This is a genomic window from Catellatospora sp. NPDC049133, from assembly GCF_040648455.1.
In the GTDB taxonomy this organism is placed as follows: Bacteria; Actinomycetota; Actinomycetes; order Mycobacteriales; family Micromonosporaceae; genus Catellatospora; species Catellatospora aurea.
In genome coordinates, this window is the sequence record NZ_JBEZDT010000018.1 from 1 (window position 1) to 25499 (window position 25499).

Genomic DNA, 25499 nt, shown 5'->3' on the forward strand with positions numbered 1-25499 from the left:
CGGCGCTGGCCCAGGTGCGCACCGCCGACGACCGGGTGTACGACCTGACCGCGCAGCGCGAAGGCATCCTCCTGGAGCACCGCGTCGCGGCCGGGGACTTCCTGACCTCGGACACCGTGGCGGCGGTGGCCCGCTCGGCGAAGCTGATCAGCGGCGACCGCGCCGCCAAGCGGCATCAGATGCGCGTCGCCGGGGACTGGCTGCTCACCCCCGACCACGAGCTGCTCGTGGAGTGCGAGCGCTCCGGCGCGTACGTGCGGATGCGCTCCATCGCCACCGGCGCGGTCGTCAACGAGGTGCGCCCGAAGCAGCACGTCGGCGACGGCACGGGCAAGGTGTTCGTCGGCCCCGGGGGCCGGCTGGCGCTGGTCGCCTGGAATCCCGACGGGCAGTTCTCCGTCTGGGACGTCGCCAGCGGGCACCTGACCAGCAGTTTCAAAGCGGCGTCGAACAACAAGCCGGTGAAGGTGCTGGTGCACGAGGGCCAGTGGCGGCTGATCGCCGAGGCCGACCGCAAGGTCCACGTCGGACGGTACGTGCGTGACGTGGCGACGATGTGGGACCTGGGCACGGGCCGGGTCGTCGAGGAGATGGTCGGCGAGGACCTGCACCGCCGCTACGACGGCTACACCGAGCACAGCCCGTACGACGGTTTCGCGCCGCAGTGCGACAGCCCCGACGGGCGGCTGCGGGCCGGGGCCGCGGGCAACGCGGTGTGGCTGCACGAGTCGGGCACCGACGAGGAGGTGTTCCGCGCCGACATCACCGCCGCGCGCTCGGTGCGCACCGCGTTCAGCGCCGACGGCCACCACCTGCTGGCCCGCTGGTCCACCGCCGACACCACCTGCGTCGACGTCTGGCAGGTCTGACGCGTCACACCCCTGCGGCAACTCTTGAAAACCTGTGCCCTCGGCAGGCGGCCGAGGGCACAGGTCTTTAAGAGTTGCGCCAGGTGGGGCGGAGCGTGGCGGGTCAGCAGGAGGTGACGGGGCGGATGTTGGCGACGGTGGTGAGGTGGACCTCCAGGGTCTCGCCGGCCGTCGTGTTGATCCACATGGCGCCGGCGGGGGCGCCCTCGGCGACCTGGCCGCAGGCCTTGCCGCCGTTGCCGAGGCTGACCTCGACCGACGGGGCGGCCTCGGTGGGCCACCACGCGGACAGGCCCGCGAACGCCATCAGCGCCACCGAGACGATGGTGGTGCGGATGCCGGAGCGCAGCTGACCGCTCATCTCGGCGGGGTCCGCGGGCGCGGTCGGGTCGCCGACCGGCCAGGCCACCCTGCCGACCATGACGATCGACCACAGGGCCATGACGAACGCGCCCACCGAGCCGCCGGTGGCCAGCCACTGCAGCCAGTCGGGGCCGGGCGCTTCCGCGCCCATCTTCAGCACGCCGCAGAAGCCGATGAAACCGAGCACGCCGAGTTGTACGCCGTGCCAGCCGCGCGCCGAGTCAACCAGCTTGGCCAGCGGGTCGGCACTGTCGGCTGTGGACACGGCGGAGGGGAGGATGCCGTCGGGTTGCATGCCGACAGTCATACCGCATACACGGAGGTGGTGGTGTGTCGGCCTTCCGTCGCCGCGCTCAGATGCGGTCCAGGTGCGGCATCGCGATCTTCCGCATGGTCAGCTGCACCCCGGCCACGACCGGGATCGCGATCAATGCGCCGAGCGCGCCCAGCAGCACCGCCCCGATCAGCGCGGACAGGATCACGGCCAGGTCGGAGACGTCGACCGAACGCCGCAGCACGCGCGGTGCGATGACCCAGTTCTCCAGCTGCTGATACAGGATGAAGAAGATCACGCAGGCGATGCCCGCCTCGGGCGAGTGCGCGAACCCGGCGATGACCACCACGACCGCGCCCAGCGTCGCCCCGATCTGCGGGATCAGGTCGCACACGGCCACCACCATGGCCAGCGCGAACGCGTACGACACCCCGAGGATGAGCAGGAACACGAACGTGCTCACCCCGGCGACGAAGGCGATCGCCAGCGAGCCGAGCAGGTACGCGCCGATCTTCTCGAAGATCTCGTCGCCGATCTCCCGGGCGGTGTCGCGGCGCGAGGCCGGGAACAGCCGGTAGAAGCCCTCCTTGAGCCGGGTCCAGGCGGCCAGGAAGTAGATGGTGAGGATGAACACGGTGAGCACGTTGAAGATGACGCCGAAGACGGCCTGCACCCCGCCCAGCGCGCCGCCGAGCGCCTTGGTGATGTTCTCGTTGGTGGCGGCGTCCTTCAACCGGTCGATCACGTCGAAGCGCTGGTTGAAGTCGGCGACCTGCGGGTTGCGGTTCAGCTCGTCGAGGTAGCCGGGCAGGTTCGTGATCAGCTCGCCGGTCTGCGTGATCAGCGGCGGGGCCAGCGCGCCCAGGCCGCCGCACGCGACCAGCACCACCCCGAACGCGACGACCGTCACCGCGAGGCCGCGCGGCAGCCCGCGCCGCTGCAGCCAGGCCACGGCCGGGTGCAGGCCGATCGCCAGGAACAGGGCCGCGAACATCAGCAGCAGCACCGACAGCGTCTCGCGCACCGCCCAGGTGAGGATGATGGCGCACATCAGGCCGAGCCCGCCCAGGAAACCGACGACGAACACGTGCCGGTTGCGGCGTGCGGCCTGCGCGTCCGGGGTGTCCGGATCCACCTCCGGCCGCCGCTGGGCCGGTGGCTGCTGCGCCGTGTCCTGCGCCGTGTCCTGCTCGCTCATCGCGCACCTCCGCGAAGAGACTGCCACACCGGCGGGCGTCGCCGCAGCGCCCGGATGGCCACGGGTGGACCGTCGTGGATAGGCTCCGGCAGGTGCGCACCCCTCTTCGCAGCACTTCCCGGCCCGCGCTCGCCCTCGGCACGGTGCTCCTGCTCACCTCGCTGACCGCGGCGTCCTGTGAGGACAGCCTCGACGTGACCGTGGCCGAGGTCGGCCGGTCGTCGGTCAGCGAGGTCGTCGACGCCCCCGCCTCGGTCACCGCGCGTGCCGCCGCGACCCTGACCGCACCCGCCGAGGGCACCCTGGCCCGGCTCGCCGTCACCCCCGGCCAGCAGGTCGCCAAGGGCCAGCTGCTGGCCGTGGTCGACTCCCCCGCCACCCGCGCCCGGCTACGCCAGGCCAAGCAGGCGCTGGACGCGTCGAAGCGCTCGGGCGGCGGCGGGGTGCGGGTGGATCTGTCCGCCGCGCGGAGCAAGCTGGACCGTTCCGCGAAGGAGGCGTTCGGCCACGCGCGGGACGCCGCCGAGCAGGTCGCCGATCCGTCGACCAGGGACGCGCTGCTGGCGCACATCACCGCGGCGGAGGCGGGCTACCGGCAGGCTTCGGCGGGCGTGGCTGCTGCCGCCGACGCGGTCCAGCGCGGTGTGGCGAGCCTCGGTTCGGCGATGCAGGCGCTCGGATCCGCGCAGCGGCTGCAGGCCCAGCAGGCGTACGACCTGGCGAAGGCCGCCGTGGACGCACTGACCCTGCGCGCCCCCATCGCCGGGGTCGTGCAGCTGGGCGGCACCTCGTCCGCGTCGGCGGGCCCCGATCTGAGCAGCCTGCTCGGCGGTCTGGGGGCGGGTGCGCCGACCGGGGTGTCGGGCCCGGTCGCGGCGCCCGCCGGGGTCGCCTCCGCGCCGGCTGTCGGCGCTCCGGTCAGCGCGGGCACCGCGATCGTCACCGTGGTCGACACGAGCGTGCTCGGCATCGTCGCCGACGTCGACGAGACCGACATCCTGCTGGTGCGCACCGGGATCAGCGCCGAGGTGGAGCTGGACGCCGCACCGGGCGTGCAGTACCCGGCCCGGGTCGGCGCGATCGACGTGCTGCCGACCCCGAACAGCCGCGGCGCGGTCGCCTACCGGGTGCACCTGACCCTGGAGACGCCCGCGGACGCGCCGACGCCGCGGCCCGGCATGAGCGCGGTGGCCCGGCTCAAGGTGCGCGAGGCCGCCGACGTGATCGCGGTGCCCGCCGCGGCCGTGTTCACCGGCGAGGGCCGCGACTGCGTCTGGGTACGCGGCCCGGACGGCAAGGCGCAGCGGCGCTTCGTCGTCGTCGGCGCGTCCGGGATGGACACCCTGCAGATCACCGACGGGCTGGCCGAGGGCGAGCGCATCGTGGTACGCGGCGTGGACCGGGTCACCGAGGGAACGGACCTGCCATGACCGGCGACGCCGCGATCGAGGCGATCGACGTGGCGCGCACGTACGCCCTGGACGGGGTGAGCGTGCCGGCGCTGCGCGGGGTGACGCTGACCGTGGAGCACGGCGAGTACACCGCCGTGGTCGGGCCGTCGGGCTCGGGCAAGTCGACACTGATGCACCTGCTCGGCGGGCTGGACCAGCCGACGTCGGGCCGGCTGCGCATCGGCGGGCGCGACGTGGCCGGGCTGACCGCGGCCGAGATGGCGCACCTGCGCAACGCCACCATCGGCTTCGTCTTCCAGTCGTTCCACCTGCTGTCACGCACCAGCGCGCTGGACAACGTGGCGCTGCCGCTGGTCTACCGCGGGCTGGGCGCACGCGAACGCCGCGAGCGGGCCGCTCGCATGCTGGAGCGCGTCGGACTGTCGCACCGCATCGGGCACCGGCCCAACCAGCTCTCCGGCGGAGAGCAGCAGCGCGTGGCGATCGCGCGGGCGCTGGTCACCGAACCGGCCGTGCTGCTGGCCGACGAACCGACGGGCAACCTCGACCAGGCCACCGGCCAGGCGGTGCTGGAACTGCTGGAGCAGCTCAACACCGCCGAGGGCGTGGCGGTCGTGCTGGTGACGCACGACCGGGAGGTCGCCGCCAGGGCCCGCCGCCAGATCACCATGCGCGACGGTCGCGTGGTCTCCGACACCGCCGCCGACGCGAGCACGCAGCGGGCCGACGACACCGGGTCCGACGGCCCGGCCCACGACGGGGAGGCCGGGCGATGAGGCTCGCGGAGGCATGGCGCGTCGCACTGGACGCGCTGCGGGCCAACCGGCTGCGCAGCGGGCTGACCATGCTGGGCATGGTGATCGGCGTCGGCGCGGTGGTCATCCTGGTCGCGCTGGGCACCGGGACAAAGAACGAGGTGCAGGCCCAGGTCGAAGGGCTGGGCTCGAACCTGCTGCTGGTGGTCCCCGGCCAGGTCAGCCTCAACGCCGCCCCGGCGGTGTCGCGGCTCGACCAGTCCGATCTGGATGCCGTGATCCGCATCGCGGGCGACCGGGACCGGGTCGCCGTGTCGCTGACCTCGGGCGAGAACGTGCGCGCGGGCAAGGAGCAGGTGTTCACCAGCCTGCTCGGCGTGCTGGAGACGACCCCGAAGGTGTTCCTGCGCGACGTGCGCGCCGGGGCGTACCTGACCCGCACCGACGTGGAGACCGGACGCCGGGTCGCGGTGCTCGGCAGCTCCGTGGCCAGGACACTGTTCGGCGAACGCGACCCGATCGGGCAGCAGGTCACCATCGCGGGCGTGCGGTTCCGGGTGATCGGGGTGTTCGCGCCGCTGGGGCAGAGCCTGGGCGTGGACCGCGACAACGAGGTGCACGTGCCGCTGTCCACGGCGCAGCGGCTGCTGGCGACCAAGCGGGTGGACGCGTTCGCGGTCAAGGCCCCCGACGCCGAGACCATCGACCGGCTCGGCCGCGACATCGTCGCCGAACTGCACCGCCGCCACCCCGACGAGGAGTTCAGCGCCGTCACGCAGGAGCAGATCCTCGGTGTGCTCGGCGACATCCTGGGCGTGCTGACCGCCGTGCTGGCCGCGATCGCGGGCATCTCGCTGCTGGTCGGCGGCGTCGGCGTGTCCAACATCATGCTGGTCTCGGTGCGCGAGCGCACCCGCGAGATCGGACTGCGCATGGCGCTGGGCGCGCGGCCGCGTGACATCGGGCTGCAGTTCCTGCTGGAGGCGGTGCTGCTGACGACCATCGGCGGCCTGCTCGGCATCGCGTTCGGCGTCGGGGCGTCGCTGGCCACGGCCGCGCTGAGCCCGGTGCCTGCCGCGCTGACCTGGTGGTCCATCGCGCTGGCGTTCGGGGTCAGCTGCGCCGTCGGCATCGTGTTCGGCGTGGTGCCCGCGCAGCGGGCGGGCCGCCTCGATCCGGTCGTCGCGCTGCGTTCCGAGTGACGGGAACATGAGTGAAGCCTCGGTGACCGGCCTCGTAGTCTGAGCGTCGGCTCACGTTCACGGGGGAGGCAACGTGTCGATCTTGTTTCGGCTGCTGGGGCCGGTGGCCCTCGGCCGGAGCGGGAATCCCGGCGCGGTCACCGTGCCCAAGGTCCGATGCATGCTGGCGGTGCTGCTGCTCGACGCCGACCGGGTGGTCAGCCTGGAACGTCTCACCGACGAACTGTGGGGCGACCGTCCGCCGCGTTCGGCCGTGGCCAACCTGCGCTCGTACGCCCTCGCCCTGCGCCGTGCCCTGGCCGCGGCGGGCATCGACCCCGACCGCCTGGTCACCACACCGGGCGGCTACCGCCTTCACATCGCCCCCGGCGAGTGCGACGTGCCCGTCTGGGAGCAACTGGCCGCGGAGGGGACCGCGGCGCTGGCCGAGGGCCGAATCCGGGATGCCGTGTCCCGCCTCGGCAAGGCACTGGCCTGCTGGACGGGCCCTGCGCTGGCCGACGTCCCGGTCGGCCCGGCGCTGGCGGCACGGGCCACCGCGCTCGACGAACTGCGCACCGCCCACACCGAGCACCTGTTCGAAGCACGCCTGCTGGCAGGCGAAGGCATCTCGCTGGTCACGCCGCTGCGCGAGCACATCGCCGCGCACCCCACCCGCGAGCGCGCCTACGGCCAGCTCATGCGGGTGCTGTACGGCGCAGGCGACGCCGCCGCCGCACTCGACGTCTACCAGCAGGCCCGGCAGGCGATCGCCGACGAACTGGGGATGGAACCCGGCGACGGGCTGCGCGAGGTCCAGGCCGCGATCCTGCGCCGCGACGCGGCGCTCGCACCGGGGCGCGGTCAGGTCGAGGTGCGACCACGGCAGCTGCCACCCGACGCGACCGTCCTGGTGGGACGCGAGCGCCAGCTCGCCGAGCTGAGCACGGTCACCGCCCGGGTGCGCAACATCCACGGGCCCGGCGGGGTGGGCAAATCGGCGCTGGCGATCCGGCTCGCCCATGCCCTCGCCGACGATTACCCCGACGGGCAGCTGTACATCGACCTGCAGGGCTCCAATCCCCGGCTCACCCCGGTGGACCCCGGCGACGTGCTCCACCGATTCCTGCGCGCGCTGGGCACCTCTGACAGCGACATCCCCGCCGACACCGCCGAGTCGGCCGGGCTGTTCCGCACCCTGCTGGCCGGGCGGCGCCTGCTGGTGCTGCTCGACAACGCCGTGGACGCAGCCCAGGTGCGGCCGCTGCTGCCCGCCACCACCGACTGCCTGGTGCTGGTCACCAGCCGCCGCGCGCTGACCTCCCTCGACTCCGTCGCACTGCTGCCGCTGGACGTGCTCGACGAGGCCGACGCGCTGCGGCTGCTCGGCAGTCGCGCCGACGCGCAGGCGGCGCACCAGCTGGCGGCGCTGTGTGGGCGGCTACCGCTGGCGCTGCGTATCGCCGCGGCGCGGCTCGACGCGCGACCGGACTGGTCGGCCGCGGACCTCGTCGAGCGGCTGGTCGACGAACGCAGCCGCCTCGACGAGTTGCACACCGACGACATGGCCGTGCGTTCCTGCTTCCAGACCAGCTACCGGGCCCTGAGCGAGGCGGCGGCACGGGCGTTCCGCATGGCAGGCCTGGCCCGCGCGCCGCACCTGAGCGTGACCGCGATGGCGGCGCTGCTGGGCGAAAGCCGCGGCCACGCCGCCTCCACGCTGGACCGGCTCGTCGAGGCGCGGCTGGTGGACATGTCCGCGGGCCGCGTCCAACTGCACGACCTACTGCGCCTCTACGCGGCCGAGTGCGCGCTGCACTACGATCCGCCGCAGGAACGGGCCGAGGCGCTGCACCGACTGTTCGTGTACTACGTCGGCACCGCATATCGGGCCTTGCAACTGGTGGTCGGCGTGCGGCGGCCGATCGACGACGCGCTACAGGGCCCGGAGGGCACCGACCTCGTGCCGATCGGGAACCTGGCCGAGGCGAACAGCTGGCTCGACGCCGAACTGCCGGCCGCCCTGGCGGTCGCTGCGCAGGCGGGCGAGGCCACCCCGGTGGACCGGCGGTATCCGGCGCAGCTGCTGCGCGCGATGAACAACTACCTGCTGCGCCGGGCTCCCGACGAGGTGGAACGGCTCGCCTCGCTGGCGCTGCGCCTGCACGCCCCGGATGACCCGCACTCGGCCGGCATCGCCTACAACATGCGCGGGCAGTCCTACTACTACCGGGGTCACTACGCCGAGTCGCGGGCGGCGCTGGAGCAGGCGTCGGCGTTCTGGCGGGCGCACGACGACCCTGACGGCATCGCCATGGTCGCCAACAGCCTGGGCATCCTGGCCAGCCGGACGGGTGACCTGGACGAGGCGCTGCGACAGTTCCAGGCCAGCCAGGACGCGCTCGCACTGATCGGCGCGACGACCCTGCGGGCGCTGGTGCTGCTCAACGTCGGCGAGATGCTCACTGCGCAGGATCGGGTCGACGAGGCCATCGCCGCCGTGCACCGCAGCTTCGATCTTGTCCGCAGCGACCGGCCGGCCAGCCACACCATGATGGCGCTGGGCCTGCTTGCCGTGCTGCACGGCAAGGCCCGCGGCTTCCGCCAGGCGCTGAGCTACTGCCGGCGCAGCATGGTGATCGCCGACGCACAGGGCGATGTGGCCTACTTCGTGGACATGGCCCTGGTCCGCTCGGAGATTCATCTACGCGTCCGGCGGCCCGACCTGGCCCGGGCTGACACGCAGACGGCCTTGCGCCGCGCCCGCGACCTCGACGACTACGGCCGGCAGGCCGCGGCGCTGAGGCAGGTCGCCAAGGTGGCTCAGGCCGTCGGCGACCGGGCTGAGGCGGCGCGCTGCCGGGCTGAGGCGTCCCGGCTGTTCGCCACATACGGCAGGTCACAGGAGCACGTCGTCGAGGCGTTCCTCGCCAGTGATGGCCCGGCCCTCCCGCACCCTCCGTAGGCAGCTGACTGCCAGCGTGGGATGGCCGGACCATCACCGCTTCCCGCGACCGCACCCCGTCCCGGACGCGGTGAGCACACTGTAGGCAGCGCCGCATACAGCGGCCGATATATTGAACGATGCGATTGCATTCATGCTGATCAACGCGCGTAGCTCCAGCTCACCATCTCGCCGTCGCGGTAGGGCATGACGCCGTGGAACGGGCGCGGGTCGTCGTCGAACACCATCGGCAGCCACTCGCGGTCACTGGCCCACATCGGCACCTCGTACAGCCGCTCGCGCGGCACCCAGCCCAGGGTGCCCTCGTGGTTGCCCTGGTGCGGCTCGCCGTCGAACTCGTCGACGCGGAACACGAAGCCGAACCAGTCCTCGCCGCGGCGGCCGAAGCCGGGCCAGGACACCGTGCCGCGCAGCGACAGCCGCCGGGCGATCAGCCCCGACTCCTCCTCGACCTCGCGTTTGACGCCGGTGAGCACGTCCTCGTCGCGCTCGACCCGCCCGCCGAGTCCGATGTGCTTGCCGAAGTGGATGTCGTCGGGCCGCTTGTCGCGGTGCAGCAGCAGCACGCTGCCGCCGTCGGGCGACAGCACGTAGGCGAGGGTGGCGATGATCGGCGTGAGCGGCATCAGGCGATGGTCGCACGCCCGGCGGCCGGTGCCCCGTCTGCCCCATTAACACAAAAAGGTGGTAAATGAGTACCGAATGATTACGTTTTCATTCACGATGGACATACCACTCTTATCGGACGTTCAGGAGGTGGTGTCCATGCGTGATGTCGTCAACCGCGGGGGCGTGCTGGTGGTGACCACCGACCAGCTGCCGGGCCACGTGGTCCGGGCCGTCTACGGCGAGGTGCTGGGGCTGTCCGCGCGGACGCTCAGCGCGTACACCGAGGGCTTCAAGTCGGCGATGGACGGCAGCGGGGTCAGCATGGCCGAGCGCATCCACATGCTGACCGAGTGCCGCCTGGAGGCCGTCGACCGCATGGCGCGCGTCGCCGCGCGGATGGGCGCGAACGCCGTGCTGGCGATGCGCTTCGACCACCGGCCGATCACCGAGTCGTGGATCGAGATCTGCGCGTACGGGACGGCGGTGCAGGCGGAGGTGGCACGGTTGCCGCGCCCTAGAAAGCCGGCAACCCCGGCCACCGAAGCTGACATGTCGTTAAAATCCGCTTAGTGAGTCTGACTGCTGAAGGCCGGTGACCCGATGCCGCGTAGGGCGGCGCGACCGGCAGGACCAGCGGATGGCGGCGATGAGCACCCATGCGGACGCGTTGAGGATCGATGCTGTGCTGAACGCGGGCTCTCCGGAGCCCGCGGGTGAGGTGTGGAACGCCGAGCGCGACCGGCGCGTGTCCGTGGCCCTGGCCCGCCTGCACCGGCTGGCGCCGGACGACCCGGCCCGGGAACGCGCCCGCGCCGCGGTGATCCACGCCGGCATGCCGCTGGCCCGGCGGCTCGCCCGGCGGTTCAGCTTCCGCGGCGAGGACCCCGACGACCTGGTCCAGGTCGCGCTGCTGGGCCTGATCAAGTCGGTGGACCGCTACGACAGCAGCCACGGTGTGCGGTTCGAGCACTTCGCCGGGCCCACCATGCTCGGCGAGCTGCGCCGACACTTCCGCGACCGGGGCTGGGCGCTGCGCGTGCACCGCCGGCTGCAGGAACTGCATCTGGAGATCAGCCGGGCGGTGCCGCAGTTGTCGCAGACCCTGCAACGGACCCCCGACATCCGCGACCTGGCCGCACACCTGGGCCGCGACGAGGGCGACATCCGCGACGGACTGGAGTGCGCGCACGCGTACGCCATCGGCTCCCTCAACAGCGTCGTGCGCAGCGGCAACGGCTTCGCCGAGCTGGGCGAACTGCTCGGCGAGAACGACCGGCGGCTGGAGTCGCTGCCCGACCGCCACGCCATCGGCCGAGCCGTGGCCGGGCTGTCGCAGCGCGACCGGCACATCCTCGCGCTGCGCTTCGCCGCCGACCTCACCCAGGCCGAGATCGCCCAGCGGCTCGGCCTGTCCCAGATGCACGTGTCCCGCCTGCTCACCCGCTGCCTGCAGCACCTGCGCCAGTCCCTGGCCGCTCAGGGACTGAGCTGAGCTGCTGGCGTCCGCCTCCGCGGACGCGCGGTCCGGCCTCGGAGGCCTCCCCTATCCTCCGGTCGCTCGTCGCTTCGCGACTTCCGCGCCTGTAGGGTGCGGTCGACGGCCGGACCGAGCTCAGCTGAAGACCGTGGACGGTTCCGGCAGACCGTGGACCTTGGCGTCGCTACCTGATGCGGTGATCTTCAGCAGCGAGCCGGCGAACGGCAGCCGGTCGACCGTCACGGTGCCCCACTCCTGCGGCAGCCGCGGCCGCAGCACCAGGCTGCGCTTGGGCACGTCCAGGTCCAGGCCGAGGAAGGCCCGCACGATCAGCAGCGGCGCGCCGCTGGCCCACGCCTGCGGCGAGCACGACGTCGGGTACGGCACCGGCGGGCGGAAGCGGTCGGCCGAGAACCCGCAGAACAGCTCGGGCAGCCGCCCGCCGAACGACATCGCGGCCCGCAGCAGCCCGTCGGTGAGCCGGTGCGCCAGCTCGACCGCGCCCGGGATGTGGGCGTAACGCATCAGCCCGGCCACGCACAGCGCGGTGTCGTGCGGCCACACCGACCCGTTGTGGTAGCTCATCGGGTTGTACGCGCCCATCCGCTCCGACAGCGTGCGCAGCCCGTACCCGCTGTCCATGTCCGGCTCGGACAGCCGCGCGACCAGCTGCGCGGCGTGCTCGTCGGTGACGATGCCGGTCCACAGGCAGTGCCCGACGTTGCTGGACATGGCGTCCATGCGGCGCTTGCGCCCGTCCAGCGCGATCGCGAAGTAGCCCTCGTCGGGCAGCCAGAACGCCTCGGCGAACAGCGAACGCAGCTTGTCGGCCCGCGCCCGGCAGGACTCGGCCAGCGCCGGCTCGCCGAACGCGTCGGCCAGATCGGCGCGGGCCAGCCAGGCCGCGTACGCATACCCCTGCACCTCGGCCAGCGCCACCGGCGGCTCGGCGAGCTGGCCCGCCGCGTCGTTGACCCCGTCCCAGCTGTCCTTCCAGCCCTGGTTGAACAGGCCGCGGTCGGTGGCCCGCTGATACTCGATGAAGCCGTCGCCGTCGCGGTCGCCGAAGCCGTCGATCCAGGCCAGCACCGCGTCGGCGGCCGGCAGCAGCGCCCGCACGTCCGACTCGGCCGCGCCCCACTTCCACGCCTCGCCCAGCAGCGCGACGAACAGCGGGCTGGCGTCGATGGTGCCGTAGTAGTGCGAGCCGCCCAGCGCCGACGTGCTCTGCGGGCCCAGCCGCAGCTCGTGCAGGATGCGCCCCGGCTCCTCCTCGTTGCACGGGTCGACCTGGCGGCCCTGCAGCGCCGCCAGGGTGTAGAGGGTGCCGACGGCCAGCGACGGGTCCAGCGGCAGCGCCATCCACGAGGTCAGCAGGCTGTCCCGGCCGAACAGGGTCATGAACCAGGGCGCGCCCGCGGCCACGAAGGTGTGCGCGGAGTCCTCCCCCGCCGCGATGCGCAGCGCGTCGAGGTCCCGCACGCTGCGCCGCAGCACCAGCCCCAGCTGCTCGTACTGGGTCCGGATCGAGGTGACCTGGCGCCGCCACGAGTGCTCCTCGGCCTCCTCGGGCGACAGGTGCTCGCGGAAGCGCGGTTCGATGCGCCGGCTGTCCACCACCGGATGCACGATGATCTCGGTGCGCCACTCGTCCCGGGCCGGGATGACGATCTGCCAGCTCAGCCCGTTGTGGCTGCTGACGGGCTCGCCGGTGGCGTGCACGAGCAGCCCGCGCGAGTTGTCGGGCCGACTGAACACCAGGTTGACCCCGCTGGCCTGGGCATGGGTGGCCGTGCCCGCGGCGTGGCCCTCCTTGACCGCGAACAGGTCGGCGAAGTCGGCGTCGACGTGCAGTTCCAGGTGCACCAGGGTGGCTTCGCGGCCCACGTTGGTCAGCGTGATGACCTCGCGCATGCCCTCGCCGACGATGCGCTGCCGAACCACCAGCAGAGTGCTGTCGGCATGCCCTGCGGCGGGCGCGCGGCGCAGCATGAACCGGGACGCGAAGGTGTCGGTGTCGGCCACCGACAGCGGCTGTGGCTGCTGGCCGTCGATGCGCAACTGCCAGCGCGAGATGATCCGGGTGTCGCGGAAGAACAGGCCCTGCGCGCCCCCCGGGTCCATGTCCCCGTTGGGCGCGCAGATGCTGAACGTGGTGCCTTCGACGATGGTGACCTGACCCTGGCCGAGCGGCTGCGGGTCGCCTGCGTTGAGCGGTGAGGGCTGGGCGGGCACTGTCACCGCTCACCCGCCGACGTCAGCCGTCCGACGCGTGCCATCGCCCGCCCGCCCCGGCCGGGCAGCCGCGGCCTGCGCCGCTCCGCCAGGGCCGCCCGGTATGCCTGCACGTAGCCGACCGCCATCCGCTCGTCGCTGAACCGGCGCACCACCTGCTCGCGGCACTCCGCGGGGTCGAGTTCGGACACCGCGCGCAGCGCCGCCGGGAGCTCGGCCGGATCGTCGCAGATGAAGCCGCTGACGCCGTGCTCGACCACCTCGGGCACCGCGCCGCGGCGCAGCGCCACCACGGGCGTGCCGCAGATCATCGCCTCGATCATCACCATGCCGAACGGTTCCTCCCATTGGATAGGAAACAGCAGACAGCGGGCATTTGCCAGCAACTCACGCTTGAGTGTCGCGTCGGCGATGCCGATCATCTGGTCGTTCGGCCCGAGCAGCGGCTCCACCTGCTCGGCGTAGTACTTCTTCTCCGCGGGCTCGGCGCACTTGCCGGCCAGGATAAGCGGCAGCCCGGCCGCGTGCGCGGCGTGCACGGCGGTGTGCGCGCCCTTGTCGGCGTTGAACCGGCCCAGGAACAGCGCGTAGTCCTTCTTCTCCCGCTGGAAGGGCCAGTCGGCCGGGCGCAGCCCGTTGTGCACGACGCCGACCCAGTTCAGCTCCGGGGCCAGCGAGCGCTGGCGTTCGCTGATGCCGACCAGGGACAGGTCACGGTCCAGGGTCTGGTAGTAGCCGCGCAGTTCGGAGTCGACCGGGCCGTGCACGGTGGCGATCGTGGGCAGCCCCATCGCCTCGTACGCCGGAGCGTTGAGCGGCCCCGCGAAGGTGTGGTCGTGGACCACGTCGACCTCGCCCGCGGTGGCCAGGTTCTCGATGACCCGGCGGGTCAGCGTCGCGTAGATGATCTCAGGCCCGGGCTCGCCCAGCCGCTCAGGCACGGCCCGGTCCCACACCTGCCAGAACCTAGCCCTGGTGCCGTCCTTGCCTGCGCCGATCATGGTGACTTGGTGTCCCAGGTCGACCAGGGCGTTGGACAGGTCGGCGAGCACCGCCTCGATGCCGCCGTACGCGGCCGGTGGCACGTCGAAGTAGGGCGGCGCCACCATCGCGATCTTCAACGGGGCGGTGCCGTTGGCAGACAGGGTGCCCTGCACCCTGGCGAGATGTTCGGGCGTGGGTACACCCTTCACCAGCGTGGTTATCACGGCTGCTGATATACCCGCAGTGACGGGATTTCATGCCTGCCCCAACGCCGTATATGCCGTCGGGGCAGGTCAAGCGGTCAGGATGCCAGCCGCCAGCGCCGGACCACACCCGGCCGGACGATCGCCAGGGACATCGCGGTCGCAGCCAGTGACAGCAGCCCCGCCCCGTAGAACGCCGCGGCATACGAGCCGCTGCTGTCCCGGACCAGGCCCGCGACCAGCGCGATGCCGGCCGCCCCGAACTGGTGCGAGGCGAAGACCCAGCCGAACACGATCGCCCCGGACGCGCCGAAGTGCTTACGGCACAGCGCGATCGTCGGCGGCACGGTGGCCACCCAGTCCAGGCCGTAGAACAGGATGAAGACCAGCATGCTCGGGTGCGGGTCGGCGGCGAACAGCCCCGGCAGGATCATCAGCGACAGCCCGCGCAGCGCGTAGTAGATCCCCAGCAGCCAGCGCGGGTCGAAGCGGTCGGTGAGCCAGCCCGAGGCGATGGTGCCGACGATGTCGAAGATGCCGACCAGCGCCAGCAGGCTCGCCGCGGTCGTGGTGGGCATGCCGTGGTCGTGCGCGGCGGGAATGAAGTGCGTACCCACGAGGCCGTTGGTCGTCGCGCCGCAGATCGCGAAGCCGCCCGCCAGCAGCCAGAACGTACGTGTCTTCGCGGCGTCGCGCAGCGCGCCCAGCGCCCGCCGGGCCGCTCCCGTGCTCGCGACCGGGGCGGCGGGCGGGGTGTCGGCATCCGCGCCGTACGCGGTGATGCCCAGGTCGGCGGGGTCGTCGCGGAGCAGCCAGAGCACCAGCGGCACCACCAGCAGCGCCGACCCGGCGACGGTCAGCGCCGCCACCCGCCAGTCGTAGGCCTGCACGAGGTTCGCCAGCAGCGGCAGGAACACCAGCTGCCCGGCCGCGCCGCCGGCGGTCAGCACGCCGGTCACCAGGCCCCGGTGCTTGACGAACCAGCGGCTGGTGAAGGTGGCCACGAACGCCAGCGCCATCGAGCCGGTGCCCAGGCCGACCAGCACGCCCCACAGCAGCATCAGCTGCCAGCTCGCGGTCATGAACACGGTCAACCCGCTGCCCGCGGCGACCAGCAGCAGCGCCCCGGCCACCACCCGGCGCATGCCGAAGCGTTCCATCAGCGCCGCGGCGAAGGGCGAGGTCAGCCCGTACAGCACCAGGTTGATCGACACAGCCGCCGAGATGGTGCCGCGCGACCAGCCGAACGCCTGCTCCAGCGGCTCGATGAGCACGCCGGGCGTGGCCCGGAAGCCGGCCGCGCCGACGATCGACACCAGCGCCACGGCGGCGACCGCCCAGGCGAGATTCTGGCTCCGCGTCCTGTTCACCCTGTTTTCCAGCAACGTCACGCACCCATCGTGCGCGATCTACACCGCCGCAAACAGTGGCCTGAACGCCACTATGTGAAAGAATCGAGCCATGACCGCGCGCCACCGGATAGCCGTGCTCGCCCTAGACGGGGTGATGGCCCTCGACCTCGGCATCCCCAGCCAGGTGTTCGGCTGCGCCACCGACAGCGCCGGCCACCGGCTGTACGAGACCCGGATCTGCACCCCCGACGGCGGCCCGATCCGCGCCAGCGCCGGCTTCTCCGTGCAGCCCGATTACGGCCTCGACCTGCTCGACTGGGCCGACACCGTGATCGTGCCCGGCGTCCACCGCGAGCGCCTGGCCGCCCCCACCACGGTCCAGGCCGTCACCGCGCTCCGCGCCGCCCGCGCCGCCGGCAAACGGATCATGTCCATCTGCACCGGAGCGTACGTGCTGGCCACCGCCGGCCTGCTCGACGACCGCCCCGCCGCCACCCACTGGGCCTACGCCGAGGACTTCCGCGTCCGCTTCCCGCAGGTCGAGCTCGACGCCGACGTGCTGTTCATCGACGACGGCGACGTGCTCACCTCGGCCGGCGTCGCCGCCGGGCTCGACCTGTGTCTGCACGTCGTCCGCCGCGACCACGGCAGCGAGGTCGCCAACCGGGCCGCCCGCCGCTGCGTCGTCGCCCCGTGGCGCGACGGCGGCCAGTCCCAGTTCATCGAACGGCCGCTGCCCGCCCCCGGCGACGCCTCCACCGCCGCGACCCGCGAATGGGTGCTGGCCCGCCTCGGCGAACCCCTCGACCTGGACCAGCTCGCCCGCCACGCGCGCATGAGCGTGCGCACCTTCACCAGGCGGTTCCGGGAGGAGACCGGGCTGTCACCGGGCCGCTGGCTCATCAGCCAGCGCGTCGAGCACGCCCGCCACCTGCTGGAGAGCACCGACCTGACCATCGACCAGGTCGCCGAGCAGGCCGGCTTCGGCACCGCCGTCTCGCTGCGCCAGCACCTGCGCGCCACGGTCGGCACCGCCCCCCTCGCCTACCGCCGCACCTTCCGCACCCCCGCCTGACCCGGGCCCGAGCGGCGGAGGTCAGCGTGTTGCTGTCGTGGCGGCCTGGTCGGGCTGGGCGGCGGAGCGCTGGTCGGTAGGGACGAAGTGCCCGTTGCGGCCGGCTCGCCACAGGCCCCACAGCGCCAGCAGGGCAGCCACCAGCAGCGGGCCGCCATCGCGAACCAGCCCGTCCACGCCGAGCAGCGCCCGGCACAACGGCAGGTGCACCAGCAGCACCACCAGTGTCAGCAGCACCAACTGCAGCCGGACCCACCGCTTGCCCTTCACCAGGAAGATGCTCAGGAACAGCGCCACGTAGCTGACCATCAGCGCGAACACGAACCAGCCCACGATCACGGGCAGCAGGGTCACGTCACCGTCGAACAGGCGCCCCACCGCGACCACGCAGGCGACGAGCATCAGGGCGCTGTAACTGAACACGGCGACCCGGGTGGTCAGCACCCAGCCGGGCACCTGCGGGCGCGCGGGCATCTGTTTGCGGGTCAGCCCGTCGCGGCTGATCCACCAGCGCAGCTTCGGCCGGGCCAGGTACTCCCGCACGCTCGCCGACCGGTACAGCAGCAGCACCACGGTCAGGCACAGCACCGCCACCACGCCGAACCCGATGACCCCGGGCACCGCCGGCGCGCCCTGCTTCGGCACCACGAGCCGGGCCAGCGAGAACAGTGTCGTCACCGCCAGGATCAACCCGAACGGCGCGGCCCCGTGCCGCCCGCGCCACAGATGGAAGATCAGCACCAGGAACAGCAGCGAGCGCAGCAGCGCCCAGCCGGTGCGCACGAACAGGGGGTAGCCGCCATCGGCGGCGTAGTACCAGTTCAGCCACTCGACCGACGCCGTGGCCAGCGCGGTCAGGGCGAGCAGGACGGCCAGCACGCGTACGGCGGCGGGTCGGCTCTCGGTCATCGGCGCGGCAGCGGACACCCGTCCATCATGCCCACGGAGCACAATGGCAACCATGTGCCGCAGCATCAAGACCCTTCGCCCGCCGTTCGCCGAGATCGTCACCGAGGAGGACATGCAGGCCGCCGCGCTGCAGTACGTCCGGAAGATCTCCGGTTTCCGCGCCCCGGCCGCGCACAACGCCGAGGCCTTCGACAAGGCGGTGGCCGCCGTCGCCGCCGCGACCGCCGAACTCCTGGCGACCCTGCAGGTGCGCCGCTAGCCCGATGCCGCGTCCGTTCCCCGCCAGCGTGGCGGCCGACCACCGGGCAGGCTCGGAAGCGGCCCCGGCACCGCGGGGCGCGGACGCGACATCAGGACGGCGGCAGTGCACCAGACCCTCGACCTCAAGGTGCTGTACTTCGGCACCCCCGTAGTGATCATCAGTTCCCGCAACCCCGACGGCACGACGAACCTGGCCCCGATGTCGTCGGCCTGGTGGCTGGGCAGCACCTGCGTGCTCGGCCTGGGCGACAGCGCGCAGACCGCCGCCAACCTGCGGCGCGAGCGCGAATGCGTGCTCAACCTGGTGCCGTCGACGCTGGTCGACGCCGTGGACCGGCTCGCGCTGACCACCGGGTCGCCGTCGCCTTCACCACGCAAGTTGGCGATGGGCTACCGGCACGTGCCCGACAAGTTCGCCGCCGCCGGGCTGAGCCCGATGGCCTCGGAACTGGTCGCGCCCGACCGGGTCGCGCAGTGCCCGATCCAGCTCGAATGCGAGATCAGCGGCACCTTCCCGATCGGCGGCCCGGACCCGTTCGCGACCGCGTTCACAGCCGAGGTCCGCCGCGCCCACGTCGAGCAGGACCTGGTCATCCCCGGTACGCGCTACGTCGATCCGGTCGCCTGGGACCCGCTGATCATGAAGTTCTGCGAGTTCTTCGGCGGCGGCGACAACGTGCACCCCTCCCGCCTGGCCGAAGGCTGGCAGATGCCCCACGGCAGCCGGCTCACCCCCGCCTGACCACCCTCAAGATCGTCCGTCTTGCCCGGCACCTGTGCGTAAGCACGATCAAGATACGCACGGGTGCCTGGCAAGTTCGCAGATCTTGGGAGCGGCGCGGCGGCATGATGGAGGACATGGTCCTGCGGCGCATTCTCAGCAGCCTGGGCTTCGGCGGGGTCGACGTCGACACCGTGCTGTCCACCCCGGCGACCCGGCCGGGCGGCGCGTTCTCCGGGCAGGTCCGCCTGCATGCCAAGGGCGATGTCGAGATCACCTCGGTGTGGCTGCTGCTGGTCGCCGACGCGGGCGGCACGCAGACGGAACTGGCCCGCTACCCGGTAGCCGACCGGGTGCCGCTGACCGGCGGCACCGGCCACGCCCTCGGGTTCCACCTGGCCACGCCGTACGCCGTGCCGGTCACGCTCGTCTACGGGCACCCGATGCCCGGCGTCGCCGTCGGAGTCCGCACCGAGGTCGCCGTCGCCCAGGGCTCGGCGAAGACCGACTTCGACCCGCTCGGCGTCGAACCGACCGAGATCCAGCAGTCGGTGCTCGACGCGCTGGGCACGATCGGCTGCCGCTTCGTACGCAGCGAACTGCGCCCCGGCTCGCCGGTCACCCAGGCGATCACCTTCTACGCACCGGTCCCGCAGGGCCAGCCGGTCGGCCCGCACATCCCGCAGCTCGCGTTCACCTTCGCCGCCGACCCGCAAGGGCTCACCGTGGTCGCCGATCTGGCCGGACGTCCCGGACCCGGCGAGGTGCACCGGGTAGGCGAGCCGGAGTTCCGGCAGCTGATCGCGCAGCCCGCCCAGTGGATCGAGCTGATCGACGGCTGGGTCCGCCGCGCCCTGGACCGGGTCGCGGCGCTGCCCGACCAGGACCCGGGATCGTTCATGCGGCCGCCGGTGCAGGCCGGCCCGGCCGCGCCCGGCCAGCCCCGCAAGCCGTACGCCCACCCCGCGCAGGGCTTCGGCGGCTACCGCTACGGCGGCTACCGCGGCACTGGCACCATGATCGGCGCGGGACTGGGCGGCGCCGCCCTGGGCTTCCTCGGCGGAATCATCGTCGGCGACATGATCCACGACGCGCTCACCCCGGACGTCGCCGACACCACAGCCGCCGACGCCCAGGACGTTGGCGACACCTACGCCGACCAGGGCCAGGGCGTCGCGGACTCCGGCGGCGGCTACGAGGCGGGCGGCTACGACCCCGGCGGCTACGACTCGGGCGGGTTCGACTCGGGCTTCGGCGACTTCGGCGACTTCTGAGCGTCAGGCGTCGTAGAAGGCCTGGCCGGTCACGGCCCGATTGTGCGGTGCCTGGTCGGCCGGCGGTGACGGGCGGTCCGGAACGGCGGTGACGGCCGGGCCCTCCGGAGCGGCGTGGCGGCCGGTGGCGGCGCGGCGGCTCGCGTACACGTCGATCAGAGCGATGACCAGCGACAGCACCACGAAGCCGATGGTCACCCACAGGCCGTGCCGGAACCCGAGCGCGAAGTCGCCGCCGCTGTCCGCGATCGAGGCGAAGAAGACCGCGCCGACAACGGCGATGCCCACCGCCGCGCCGATGCGCTGGCCTGTCTGCAGCACTCCCCCCGCGCTGCCCGCTCCGGCGACGGGCACCTCGGCCAGCGTCAGCGTCTGGTTCGGCGCGATGACCAGGCCGCTGCCGATACCGGCGACGAGCAGCGGCAACGCCGTCGCCCAGCCGTCGTGGCCGCCCGGCACCAGTTCGACGGCGATCTCCACGCCGACCAGCCCGATCAGCACCAGTCCAAGTCCGATCGCGATCAGGGTGCGGCCGACCCGTGTCACGATCGGGCCGCCGAGGCTGGCCGACGCCGCCGAGCCGAGCGCGAACGGCACCGTCGCCAGGCCCGCCTGCAACGCCGTGTAATGCAGGCCCTGCTGCAGGTAGAGGGTGTAGATGAAGAAGATCGCGGTGAACCCGGCGAAGTAGGCCAGCCCCAGCAGCGCGCCGAGGGCGTACGAGCGGCGGCGGAACAGGTTCAGGTCGACCATGGGACGCGCGCGGCGGGCGTACCGGCGCTCCCAGGCGACGAAGCCGGCCAGCACCGCCACCCCCGCCGCCAGCAGCAGCCACTTGCTCTGCCCGACCCACGCCTCCTCCTGGATCAGCGGCAGCAGCACCAGCACCACACCCGCGGCCAGCAGCACGACCCCGACCGGGTCGAAGCTCTCCTTGCGCCGCTGGTCGTCACAGAACTTCGGAATGAAGCGGTACGCCAGCGCGATCGCCAACGCCCCGACCGGAACGTTGACGTAGAAGACCCAGCGCCATCCCTCGGCCGTCCCGGCGGCCTGGATCAGCAGGCCGCCGAGCAGGGGGCCGATCGCGGTGGAGATGCCGACGGTCGCGCCGAGCATGCCGAACGCCCGGCCCCGCTCGGCCCCCCGGAACAGCTGCTGGATGAGCCCACTGATCTGCGGGTTGATGATGCCGCCCGCGGCGCCCTGCACGATGCGCGCGATCACCAGCCACAACGCGCTCTGGGCCAGCCCGGCCGCGGCGCTGGCCAGGGTGAACAGCGCGACTCCCGCGACGAACGCGTTGCGCCGCCCCTTCATGTCACCGAATCGCCCGGCGGGCACCAGCAGCAGTCCGAAAGCGAGGGCGTATCCGGAGACCACCCACTGCAGGGCGCTGTCGGAGGCGTCGAGGCCCTCGCGGATCGACGGCAGCGCGACGTTGACGATGCTGACGTCGAGCAGCGCCATGAACCCGCCCACCAGGCACACACTCAGTGCACGCCAGCGGCGCGGGTCCGGCGTATAGCCGTCGCCTTCGCCACCCGTACGCACAGGTCAGAGCCTATCGGCGAACCATGCCCGCAAGTCGGCTTTCGCCCGTCACCGCCCGGATCGCCCCTGCTGCACCGCGCACACCGCGGCCAGCAACCGCCGCAGCCGCTCACGCCGTACGGCTTCATTGATCAGTCGCGCCGCTTCTTCGCTCGGCCTCGGCGCGCGCCGCCAAGGGTTGACCACGACCCGCATGACCGCGGCGGCGGTCGTCTGCTTCCCGTCGCCGAGCCGGAGCCGGATTCCGCCGAGCTGAGCGGTCGCCAGCTCCACCTGCGCCAACGGCACTTCGTGCCGCGGACCGGCGAAGTTCTCGACGATGATCGCGTCGTCGGTCAGGGTCAGCGTCTCGCGCCAGGCGGTGCGCACGACCAACACGGCGAGGGCAACGACCAGTCCCTGCACGATCAGCCAGACGGCACTCTGGTCGGCTCCGTTCCAGCCGTGCGCGATCCGGCTGACGAAGTCGAGGAACAGCAGCCCCAGCGCACCGCACCGGAGCAGGCGGTTCGCAGGTGAGGGCCAGGTGCGAGACACCGGCGGAGCATAGGCCACTGCCGCGCCGCCGCGCGAACCACCGTTGCGCGCCGCCGCAGCACGCCGTACTCGGCGGATCTGGAAGACTTTTTTCGCTGGAGCAGCGACAAGTCTTCTGGGTCCGGCGATCCTCGCCCCTTCGGGGCTCAGCCGGGCCGGCGAGCGGGCCGCTCGGTTTCGGCGGTGACCCAGTCCAGGTAGGCGGGGTTGCCGGTGAGCACCGGCGTGCAGACGATCTCGGGAGTGTCGTAGGGGTGCCGGTCGAGGATGTGCCGTTCCAGCGCCGGGTAGCCGGCCGCCGTGGTCTTGAAGACGAGCGGGAACTCCTCGGCCTCCTCGATCGCGCCCTGCCAGCGGTACACGCTGCGGATCGGGCCGCCGAGCTGGGCGCAGGCCGCGACCCGCGCCTCGACCGCCGAACGGGCCAGTGCCAGAGCCGCGTCCCGGTCGTCCAGAGTCGTGACGACCTGGACGTACTCCGCTTCGCCCGGCTGCACCTGCGTCATACCGGTCACGGTAGCGCCACCGCGGTCTCCGGTCGCACCCCGTCGGGGTGTGACCGGAGACCGCGGTCATCGGGTCAAGCGATGGCGCAGGCGCTGCCGTTCAGGGTGAACGACGACGGTTTGCCGGTGTTGCCGGTGTGGTTGGCGTTGAACCCGATCGTGGTGCTCGCACCCGGGGCGAGGGTGCCGTTGTAGCTCAGGTTGCGTGCGGTCACCGCACCACTGGTCGGCGAGTAGGTCGCGTTCCAGCCGGAGGTGATCGCCTGCCCGCCGGGCAGGGTGAACGCCAGCGCCCAGCCGTTGACCGTGGACGATCCGGTGTTCGTGATGGTGATGTTCGCGGTCAGGCCGGTGTTCCACGGGTTGACCGTGTACGCGATCCGGCACGCGCCCTGCGGCTGCGGGCTCGGTGACACGCTCGGCGACGGCGGTGCGCTGGGCGACGGCTGCGTACTCGGGGACGGCGACGGCTGGGTGCTGGGTGACGGGCTCGGCGGCGCGGAGGTGAGGCCGAAGAACTGGATCGCCATCAGGGCCTGGCCGCTCAGGGGCAGGTTGTGGCCGACCCCGGCGAGGCTGACGCCCTCGACCGCGACGCCTGTGCCCGAGCCGCCGTAGCGGGTGCGGGTCCAGCCGGACTGCGGGGTGTCGGTGTACGTCGGGGTCTGGCTCAGGCCGTGCACGTTGGTCCACTGCTTGATCGCCTCGCCGAAGTTCGGGTAGCGCAGCGTCGTGTCGTCGGTGCCGTGGAACAGCTGCATGCGCGGCCGGGGACCGGTGTAGCCGGGGTAGGCCGCGCGGACCTGGTCGCCCCACTGCTGGGCCGTCTTGATCAGCTGGCCGTTGGCGCAGGTGCTGTTCCACATCGAGCCGTCGGTCGTGGCGAAGCACCCGAACGGCACGCCCATGAACGACGAGCCCGCCTTGAAGACGTCCGGGTACGCCCCCAGCAGGACGTTGGTCATCATGCCGCCGGACGAGGCGCCGGTGGCGTAGACGCGGTTCACGTCACCGTCGCGGTTGGCGACGACCCAGCGCACCATCGACACGATGCCGAGCGAGTCGCTGCCGCCGTTGTGGGTCAGCGACGCCGACGACGACACGTCGAAGCACGCGCCGCTGCGCGTCGCCGACGGGTAGATCACGATGAACTTGTACTGGTCGGCGAGCTGCGCGAACTGGGTTCCCGAGTAGAAGGCCGGGCCGGTGCCGGTGCAGTAGTGCACGGCGACCACGACCGCGGGCCGGGTGCCGATGTTGTCGGGCACGTACAGGTGCATCCGCAGGTTGCTGGGGTTGGTCCCGAAGTTGGTGACCTCGGTGAGCGTCGCCGCCTGGGCCGGTGGTGAGGCGACGACGAGTCCCCCCACGACGGCCAGGGCCGATGCGGCGACCGCCAGCAGTGTCCTGACTCCTTTGCGCATGGTGTCTCCTCCCGCGGCGGGGCAGCGCCGCTGAGAAACGTTTCCAATATGTAATCGAATGCATTCGCTCGAACCATAGGCGTCGATACGAAACGGGTCAAGCGGAGCCGCCGGCCGGTAGTTTCGGCGCACTCACCGAGCGTCGGCCACTCGCGCCGATCATGAACTTGTGGCACCGACTCGCCGTCGAGCCGTGCCATAAGTTCATGATCAACGCGGCAGGGGTGGGGCGGTGCTGGCGCGGATGACGAGGTCGGTGGCCAGTTCGATGCGCAGGCGGGGCGGGGTGTCGGCGGCGGCGAGGGTGAGGGCCAGGTCGGCGGCGGCGGCGCCCATCTCGGCCAGGGGCTGGCGGATCGTGGTGAGCGCCGGGCCGCTCCAGCGGGCGAACTCCAGGTCGTCGAAGCCGACCACGCTCAGGTCGTCGGGCACGCGGCGGCCGGCCCGGCGGGCCGCCTCGTACACGCCGAGGGCCAGCAGGTCGTTGCAGCAGAACACGGCCGTCGGCGGGGCGGCCAGGGCCAGCAGGTCGCGGCCGTGGCGCAGGCCGTCCTCGTAGGACAGCGAGCCCGTGCGCAGCAGCGCCGGCTCGACGGGCACTCCCGCGGCGTCCATCGCGGCCCGGAAGCCGTCGAGGCGGGCGCGGGCGGCGAGGAAGCCGGGCGGGCCCCCGATCATCGCGATCCGGCGGTGGCCCAGTTCCAGCAGGTGGCGGGTGGCGGTCAGGCCGCCGTTCCAGTTCGCCGCGCCGACCGAGGGCACGCTGTGCACCGGCTCGCCGGTCGGGTCCAGCGCCACCAGCGGGATGCCGCTGGCCGCGAGCCGGGCGTGCTCGCGGCGCATGGCCGCGCCGTACACCGCGATGACCGCGACCGGCCGCCGCCGCAGCACCTGGTCGAGCCAGCCGGGCGCCGACGCGGTCTCGGTGAACCCGACCGCGAGCTGCCGCGCGCCCGCGACCTGCGCGACCCCGCGCATGATCTCGATGGCCAGGTGGCTCTCCAGCGCCTGGAACGCGACCTCCAGCATCGGCGCCTGGGTGACCGCGTCCGGTCGGCGGTAGTCCTGCTCCCGCAGCACCTGCTCGACCCGTGCCCGGGTCTCGGCGGCCACTCCGGGATGCCCGTTGAGCACTTTGGACACCGTCGGCGCGGACACCCCGGCCAGCCGCGCGACGACCGCGACCGTGGTCTCCCCGCGCCGCCGCCCCCGCCGCGCGGCGGGCGCGCCCTTCTCGGCGCGCGCCGGGGCGAACTCCTTGGCCCTGCGCGCTGGGGCTGGGACCGCCACGGCCTCGCCGGAATACCCGGAACCGCCGGGCGGGGCCGGCGGTTCGGGCAGGTCGCGGCCTGTCACGGCCG

At 72.5% G+C, this 25499-nt stretch carries 23 protein-coding genes; 11 read left to right on the plus strand and 12 right to left on the minus strand.

What is annotated here, in order from left to right:
• On the plus strand, positions 1 to 869 hold an 869-nt coding region (locus AB0B35_RS20965), incomplete at its 5' end, for a hypothetical protein (RefSeq protein WP_361047903.1).
• A gap of 103 nt (positions 870 to 972) precedes the next feature.
• Here the strand turns inward: AB0B35_RS20965 and AB0B35_RS20970 are convergent.
• Together AB0B35_RS20970 and AB0B35_RS20975 are read right to left on the minus strand one after the other, a co-directional pair.
• Positions 973 to 1527, minus strand: coding sequence for a hypothetical protein (locus AB0B35_RS20970; RefSeq protein ID WP_361047906.1), 555 nt, complete (start codon positions 1525 to 1527; stop codon positions 973 to 975).
• Positions 1528 to 1585: 58 nt separating this feature from the next.
• Positions 1586 to 2704 (minus strand): AI-2E family transporter, encoded by a 1119-nt coding sequence (locus AB0B35_RS20975; protein ID WP_361047908.1) that lies wholly within the window; start codon positions 2702 to 2704, stop codon positions 1586 to 1588.
• Positions 2705 to 2796: 92 nt separating this feature from the next.
• On the opposite strand from AB0B35_RS20975, the gene AB0B35_RS20980 reads away from it, so the two are divergent.
• The 4 genes from AB0B35_RS20980 to AB0B35_RS20995 all read left to right on the plus strand — a co-directional run bounded on the left by AB0B35_RS20980 (position 2797) and on the right by AB0B35_RS20995 (position 9017).
• Positions 2797 to 4134: an efflux RND transporter periplasmic adaptor subunit gene (locus tag AB0B35_RS20980; RefSeq protein WP_361047911.1), complete on the plus strand. Its 1338-nt coding sequence runs from the start codon at positions 2797 to 2799 to the stop codon at positions 4132 to 4134.
• Positions 4131 to 4892: an ABC transporter ATP-binding protein gene (locus AB0B35_RS20985; protein ID WP_361047914.1), complete on the plus strand. Its 762-nt coding sequence runs from the start codon at positions 4131 to 4133 to the stop codon at positions 4890 to 4892. Before AB0B35_RS20980 ends, AB0B35_RS20985 begins: the two co-directional genes overlap by 4 nt.
• Positions 4889 to 6073 carry an ABC transporter permease gene (locus AB0B35_RS20990; RefSeq protein WP_361047917.1) on the plus strand — a complete coding sequence of 395 codons (1185 nt, stop codon included), beginning with the start codon at positions 4889 to 4891 and terminating at the stop codon, positions 6071 to 6073. The genes AB0B35_RS20985 and AB0B35_RS20990 overlap by 4 nt, the downstream gene beginning before the upstream one ends.
• Before the next feature lie 73 nt (positions 6074 to 6146).
• A complete protein-coding gene (locus AB0B35_RS20995; RefSeq protein WP_361047921.1) occupies positions 6147 to 9017 on the plus strand; it encodes a BTAD domain-containing putative transcriptional regulator in 2871 nt (956 codons plus the stop codon).
• 140 nt (positions 9018 to 9157) lie between these two features.
• On the opposite strand, the gene AB0B35_RS21000 is transcribed toward AB0B35_RS20995, so the two are convergent.
• On the minus strand, positions 9158 to 9643 hold the full coding sequence (locus tag AB0B35_RS21000; RefSeq protein ID WP_361047924.1) for an 8-oxo-dGTP diphosphatase: 486 nt from the start codon (positions 9641 to 9643) through the stop codon (positions 9158 to 9160).
• A gap of 139 nt (positions 9644 to 9782) precedes the next feature.
• On the opposite strand from AB0B35_RS21000, the gene AB0B35_RS21005 reads away from it, so the two are divergent.
• Together AB0B35_RS21005 and AB0B35_RS21010 are read left to right on the plus strand one after the other, a co-directional pair.
• Positions 9783 to 10196 carry a heavy metal-binding domain-containing protein gene (locus AB0B35_RS21005; RefSeq protein ID WP_360524260.1) on the plus strand — a complete coding sequence of 138 codons (414 nt, stop codon included), beginning with the start codon at positions 9783 to 9785 and terminating at the stop codon, positions 10194 to 10196.
• Between the two features lie 76 nt (positions 10197 to 10272).
• Positions 10273 to 11118 (plus strand): SigB/SigF/SigG family RNA polymerase sigma factor, encoded by an 846-nt coding sequence (locus AB0B35_RS21010; protein WP_361047927.1) that lies wholly within the window; start codon positions 10273 to 10275, stop codon positions 11116 to 11118.
• Positions 11119 to 11238: 120 nt separating this feature from the next.
• On the opposite strand, the gene AB0B35_RS21015 is transcribed toward AB0B35_RS21010, so the two are convergent.
• From AB0B35_RS21015 to AB0B35_RS21025, 3 genes are all read right to left on the minus strand, one after another.
• Complete coding sequence (locus AB0B35_RS21015) at positions 11239 to 13344, minus strand: glycogen debranching N-terminal domain-containing protein (protein ID WP_361047930.1); 2106 nt, start codon at positions 13342 to 13344, stop codon at positions 11239 to 11241.
• Entirely contained in the window at positions 13341 to 14531 is a 1191-nt protein-coding gene (locus AB0B35_RS21020) for a glycosyltransferase family 4 protein (protein WP_361047933.1), read from the minus strand. The genes AB0B35_RS21015 and AB0B35_RS21020 overlap by 4 nt, the downstream gene beginning before the upstream one ends.
• 92 nt (positions 14532 to 14623) lie before the next feature.
• Positions 14624 to 15895 carry an MFS transporter gene (locus AB0B35_RS21025; protein ID WP_361047936.1) on the minus strand — a complete coding sequence of 424 codons (1272 nt, stop codon included), beginning with the start codon at positions 15893 to 15895 and terminating at the stop codon, positions 14624 to 14626.
• Positions 15896 to 15986: 91 nt separating this feature from the next.
• Between AB0B35_RS21025 and AB0B35_RS21030 the strand changes: the two genes are divergently transcribed.
• Positions 15987 to 16952, plus strand: a complete 966-nt coding sequence (locus tag AB0B35_RS21030) for a helix-turn-helix domain-containing protein (protein WP_361047939.1) — start codon at positions 15987 to 15989, stop codon at positions 16950 to 16952.
• A 21-nt stretch (positions 16953 to 16973) separates the two neighbouring features.
• On the opposite strand, the gene AB0B35_RS21035 is transcribed toward AB0B35_RS21030, so the two are convergent.
• Entirely contained in the window at positions 16974 to 17879 is a 906-nt protein-coding gene (locus AB0B35_RS21035; protein ID WP_361047942.1) for a hypothetical protein, read from the minus strand.
• A gap of 34 nt (positions 17880 to 17913) precedes the next feature.
• On the opposite strand from AB0B35_RS21035, the gene AB0B35_RS21040 reads away from it, so the two are divergent.
• From AB0B35_RS21040 to AB0B35_RS21050, 3 genes are all read left to right on the plus strand, one after another.
• The gene (locus AB0B35_RS21040; protein ID WP_361047945.1) at positions 17914 to 18120 is read left to right on the plus strand and encodes a DUF2277 family protein; all 207 of its coding nucleotides are present in this window, start codon (positions 17914 to 17916) and stop codon (positions 18118 to 18120) included.
• 105 nt (positions 18121 to 18225) lie between these two features.
• On the plus strand, positions 18226 to 18864 hold the full coding sequence (locus tag AB0B35_RS21045) for a flavin reductase family protein (RefSeq protein WP_361047948.1): 639 nt from the start codon (positions 18226 to 18228) through the stop codon (positions 18862 to 18864).
• Between the two features lie 116 nt (positions 18865 to 18980).
• Positions 18981 to 20117 (plus strand): sporulation protein, encoded by a 1137-nt coding sequence (locus AB0B35_RS21050; RefSeq protein ID WP_361047951.1) that lies wholly within the window; start codon positions 18981 to 18983, stop codon positions 20115 to 20117.
• Between the two features lie 3 nt (positions 20118 to 20120).
• On the opposite strand, the gene AB0B35_RS21055 is transcribed toward AB0B35_RS21050, so the two are convergent.
• From AB0B35_RS21055 to AB0B35_RS21075, 5 genes are all read right to left on the minus strand, one after another.
• Entirely contained in the window at positions 20121 to 21671 is a 1551-nt protein-coding gene (locus AB0B35_RS21055; RefSeq protein ID WP_361047954.1) for an MFS transporter, read from the minus strand.
• 48 nt (positions 21672 to 21719) lie between these two features.
• Complete coding sequence (locus AB0B35_RS21060) at positions 21720 to 22208, minus strand: hypothetical protein (RefSeq protein ID WP_361047956.1); 489 nt, start codon at positions 22206 to 22208, stop codon at positions 21720 to 21722.
• A gap of 146 nt (positions 22209 to 22354) precedes the next feature.
• On the minus strand, positions 22355 to 22714 hold the full coding sequence (cutA, locus tag AB0B35_RS21065; RefSeq protein WP_361047958.1) for a divalent-cation tolerance protein CutA: 360 nt from the start codon (positions 22712 to 22714) through the stop codon (positions 22355 to 22357).
• Positions 22715 to 22788: 74 nt separating this feature from the next.
• Positions 22789 to 24138 carry a PHB depolymerase family esterase gene (locus tag AB0B35_RS21070; protein WP_361047961.1) on the minus strand — a complete coding sequence of 450 codons (1350 nt, stop codon included), beginning with the start codon at positions 24136 to 24138 and terminating at the stop codon, positions 22789 to 22791.
• A gap of 210 nt (positions 24139 to 24348) precedes the next feature.
• Positions 24349 to 25494: a substrate-binding domain-containing protein gene (locus AB0B35_RS21075; RefSeq protein WP_361047964.1), complete on the minus strand. Its 1146-nt coding sequence runs from the start codon at positions 25492 to 25494 to the stop codon at positions 24349 to 24351.
• Positions 25495 to 25499: the final 5 nt, after the last annotated feature.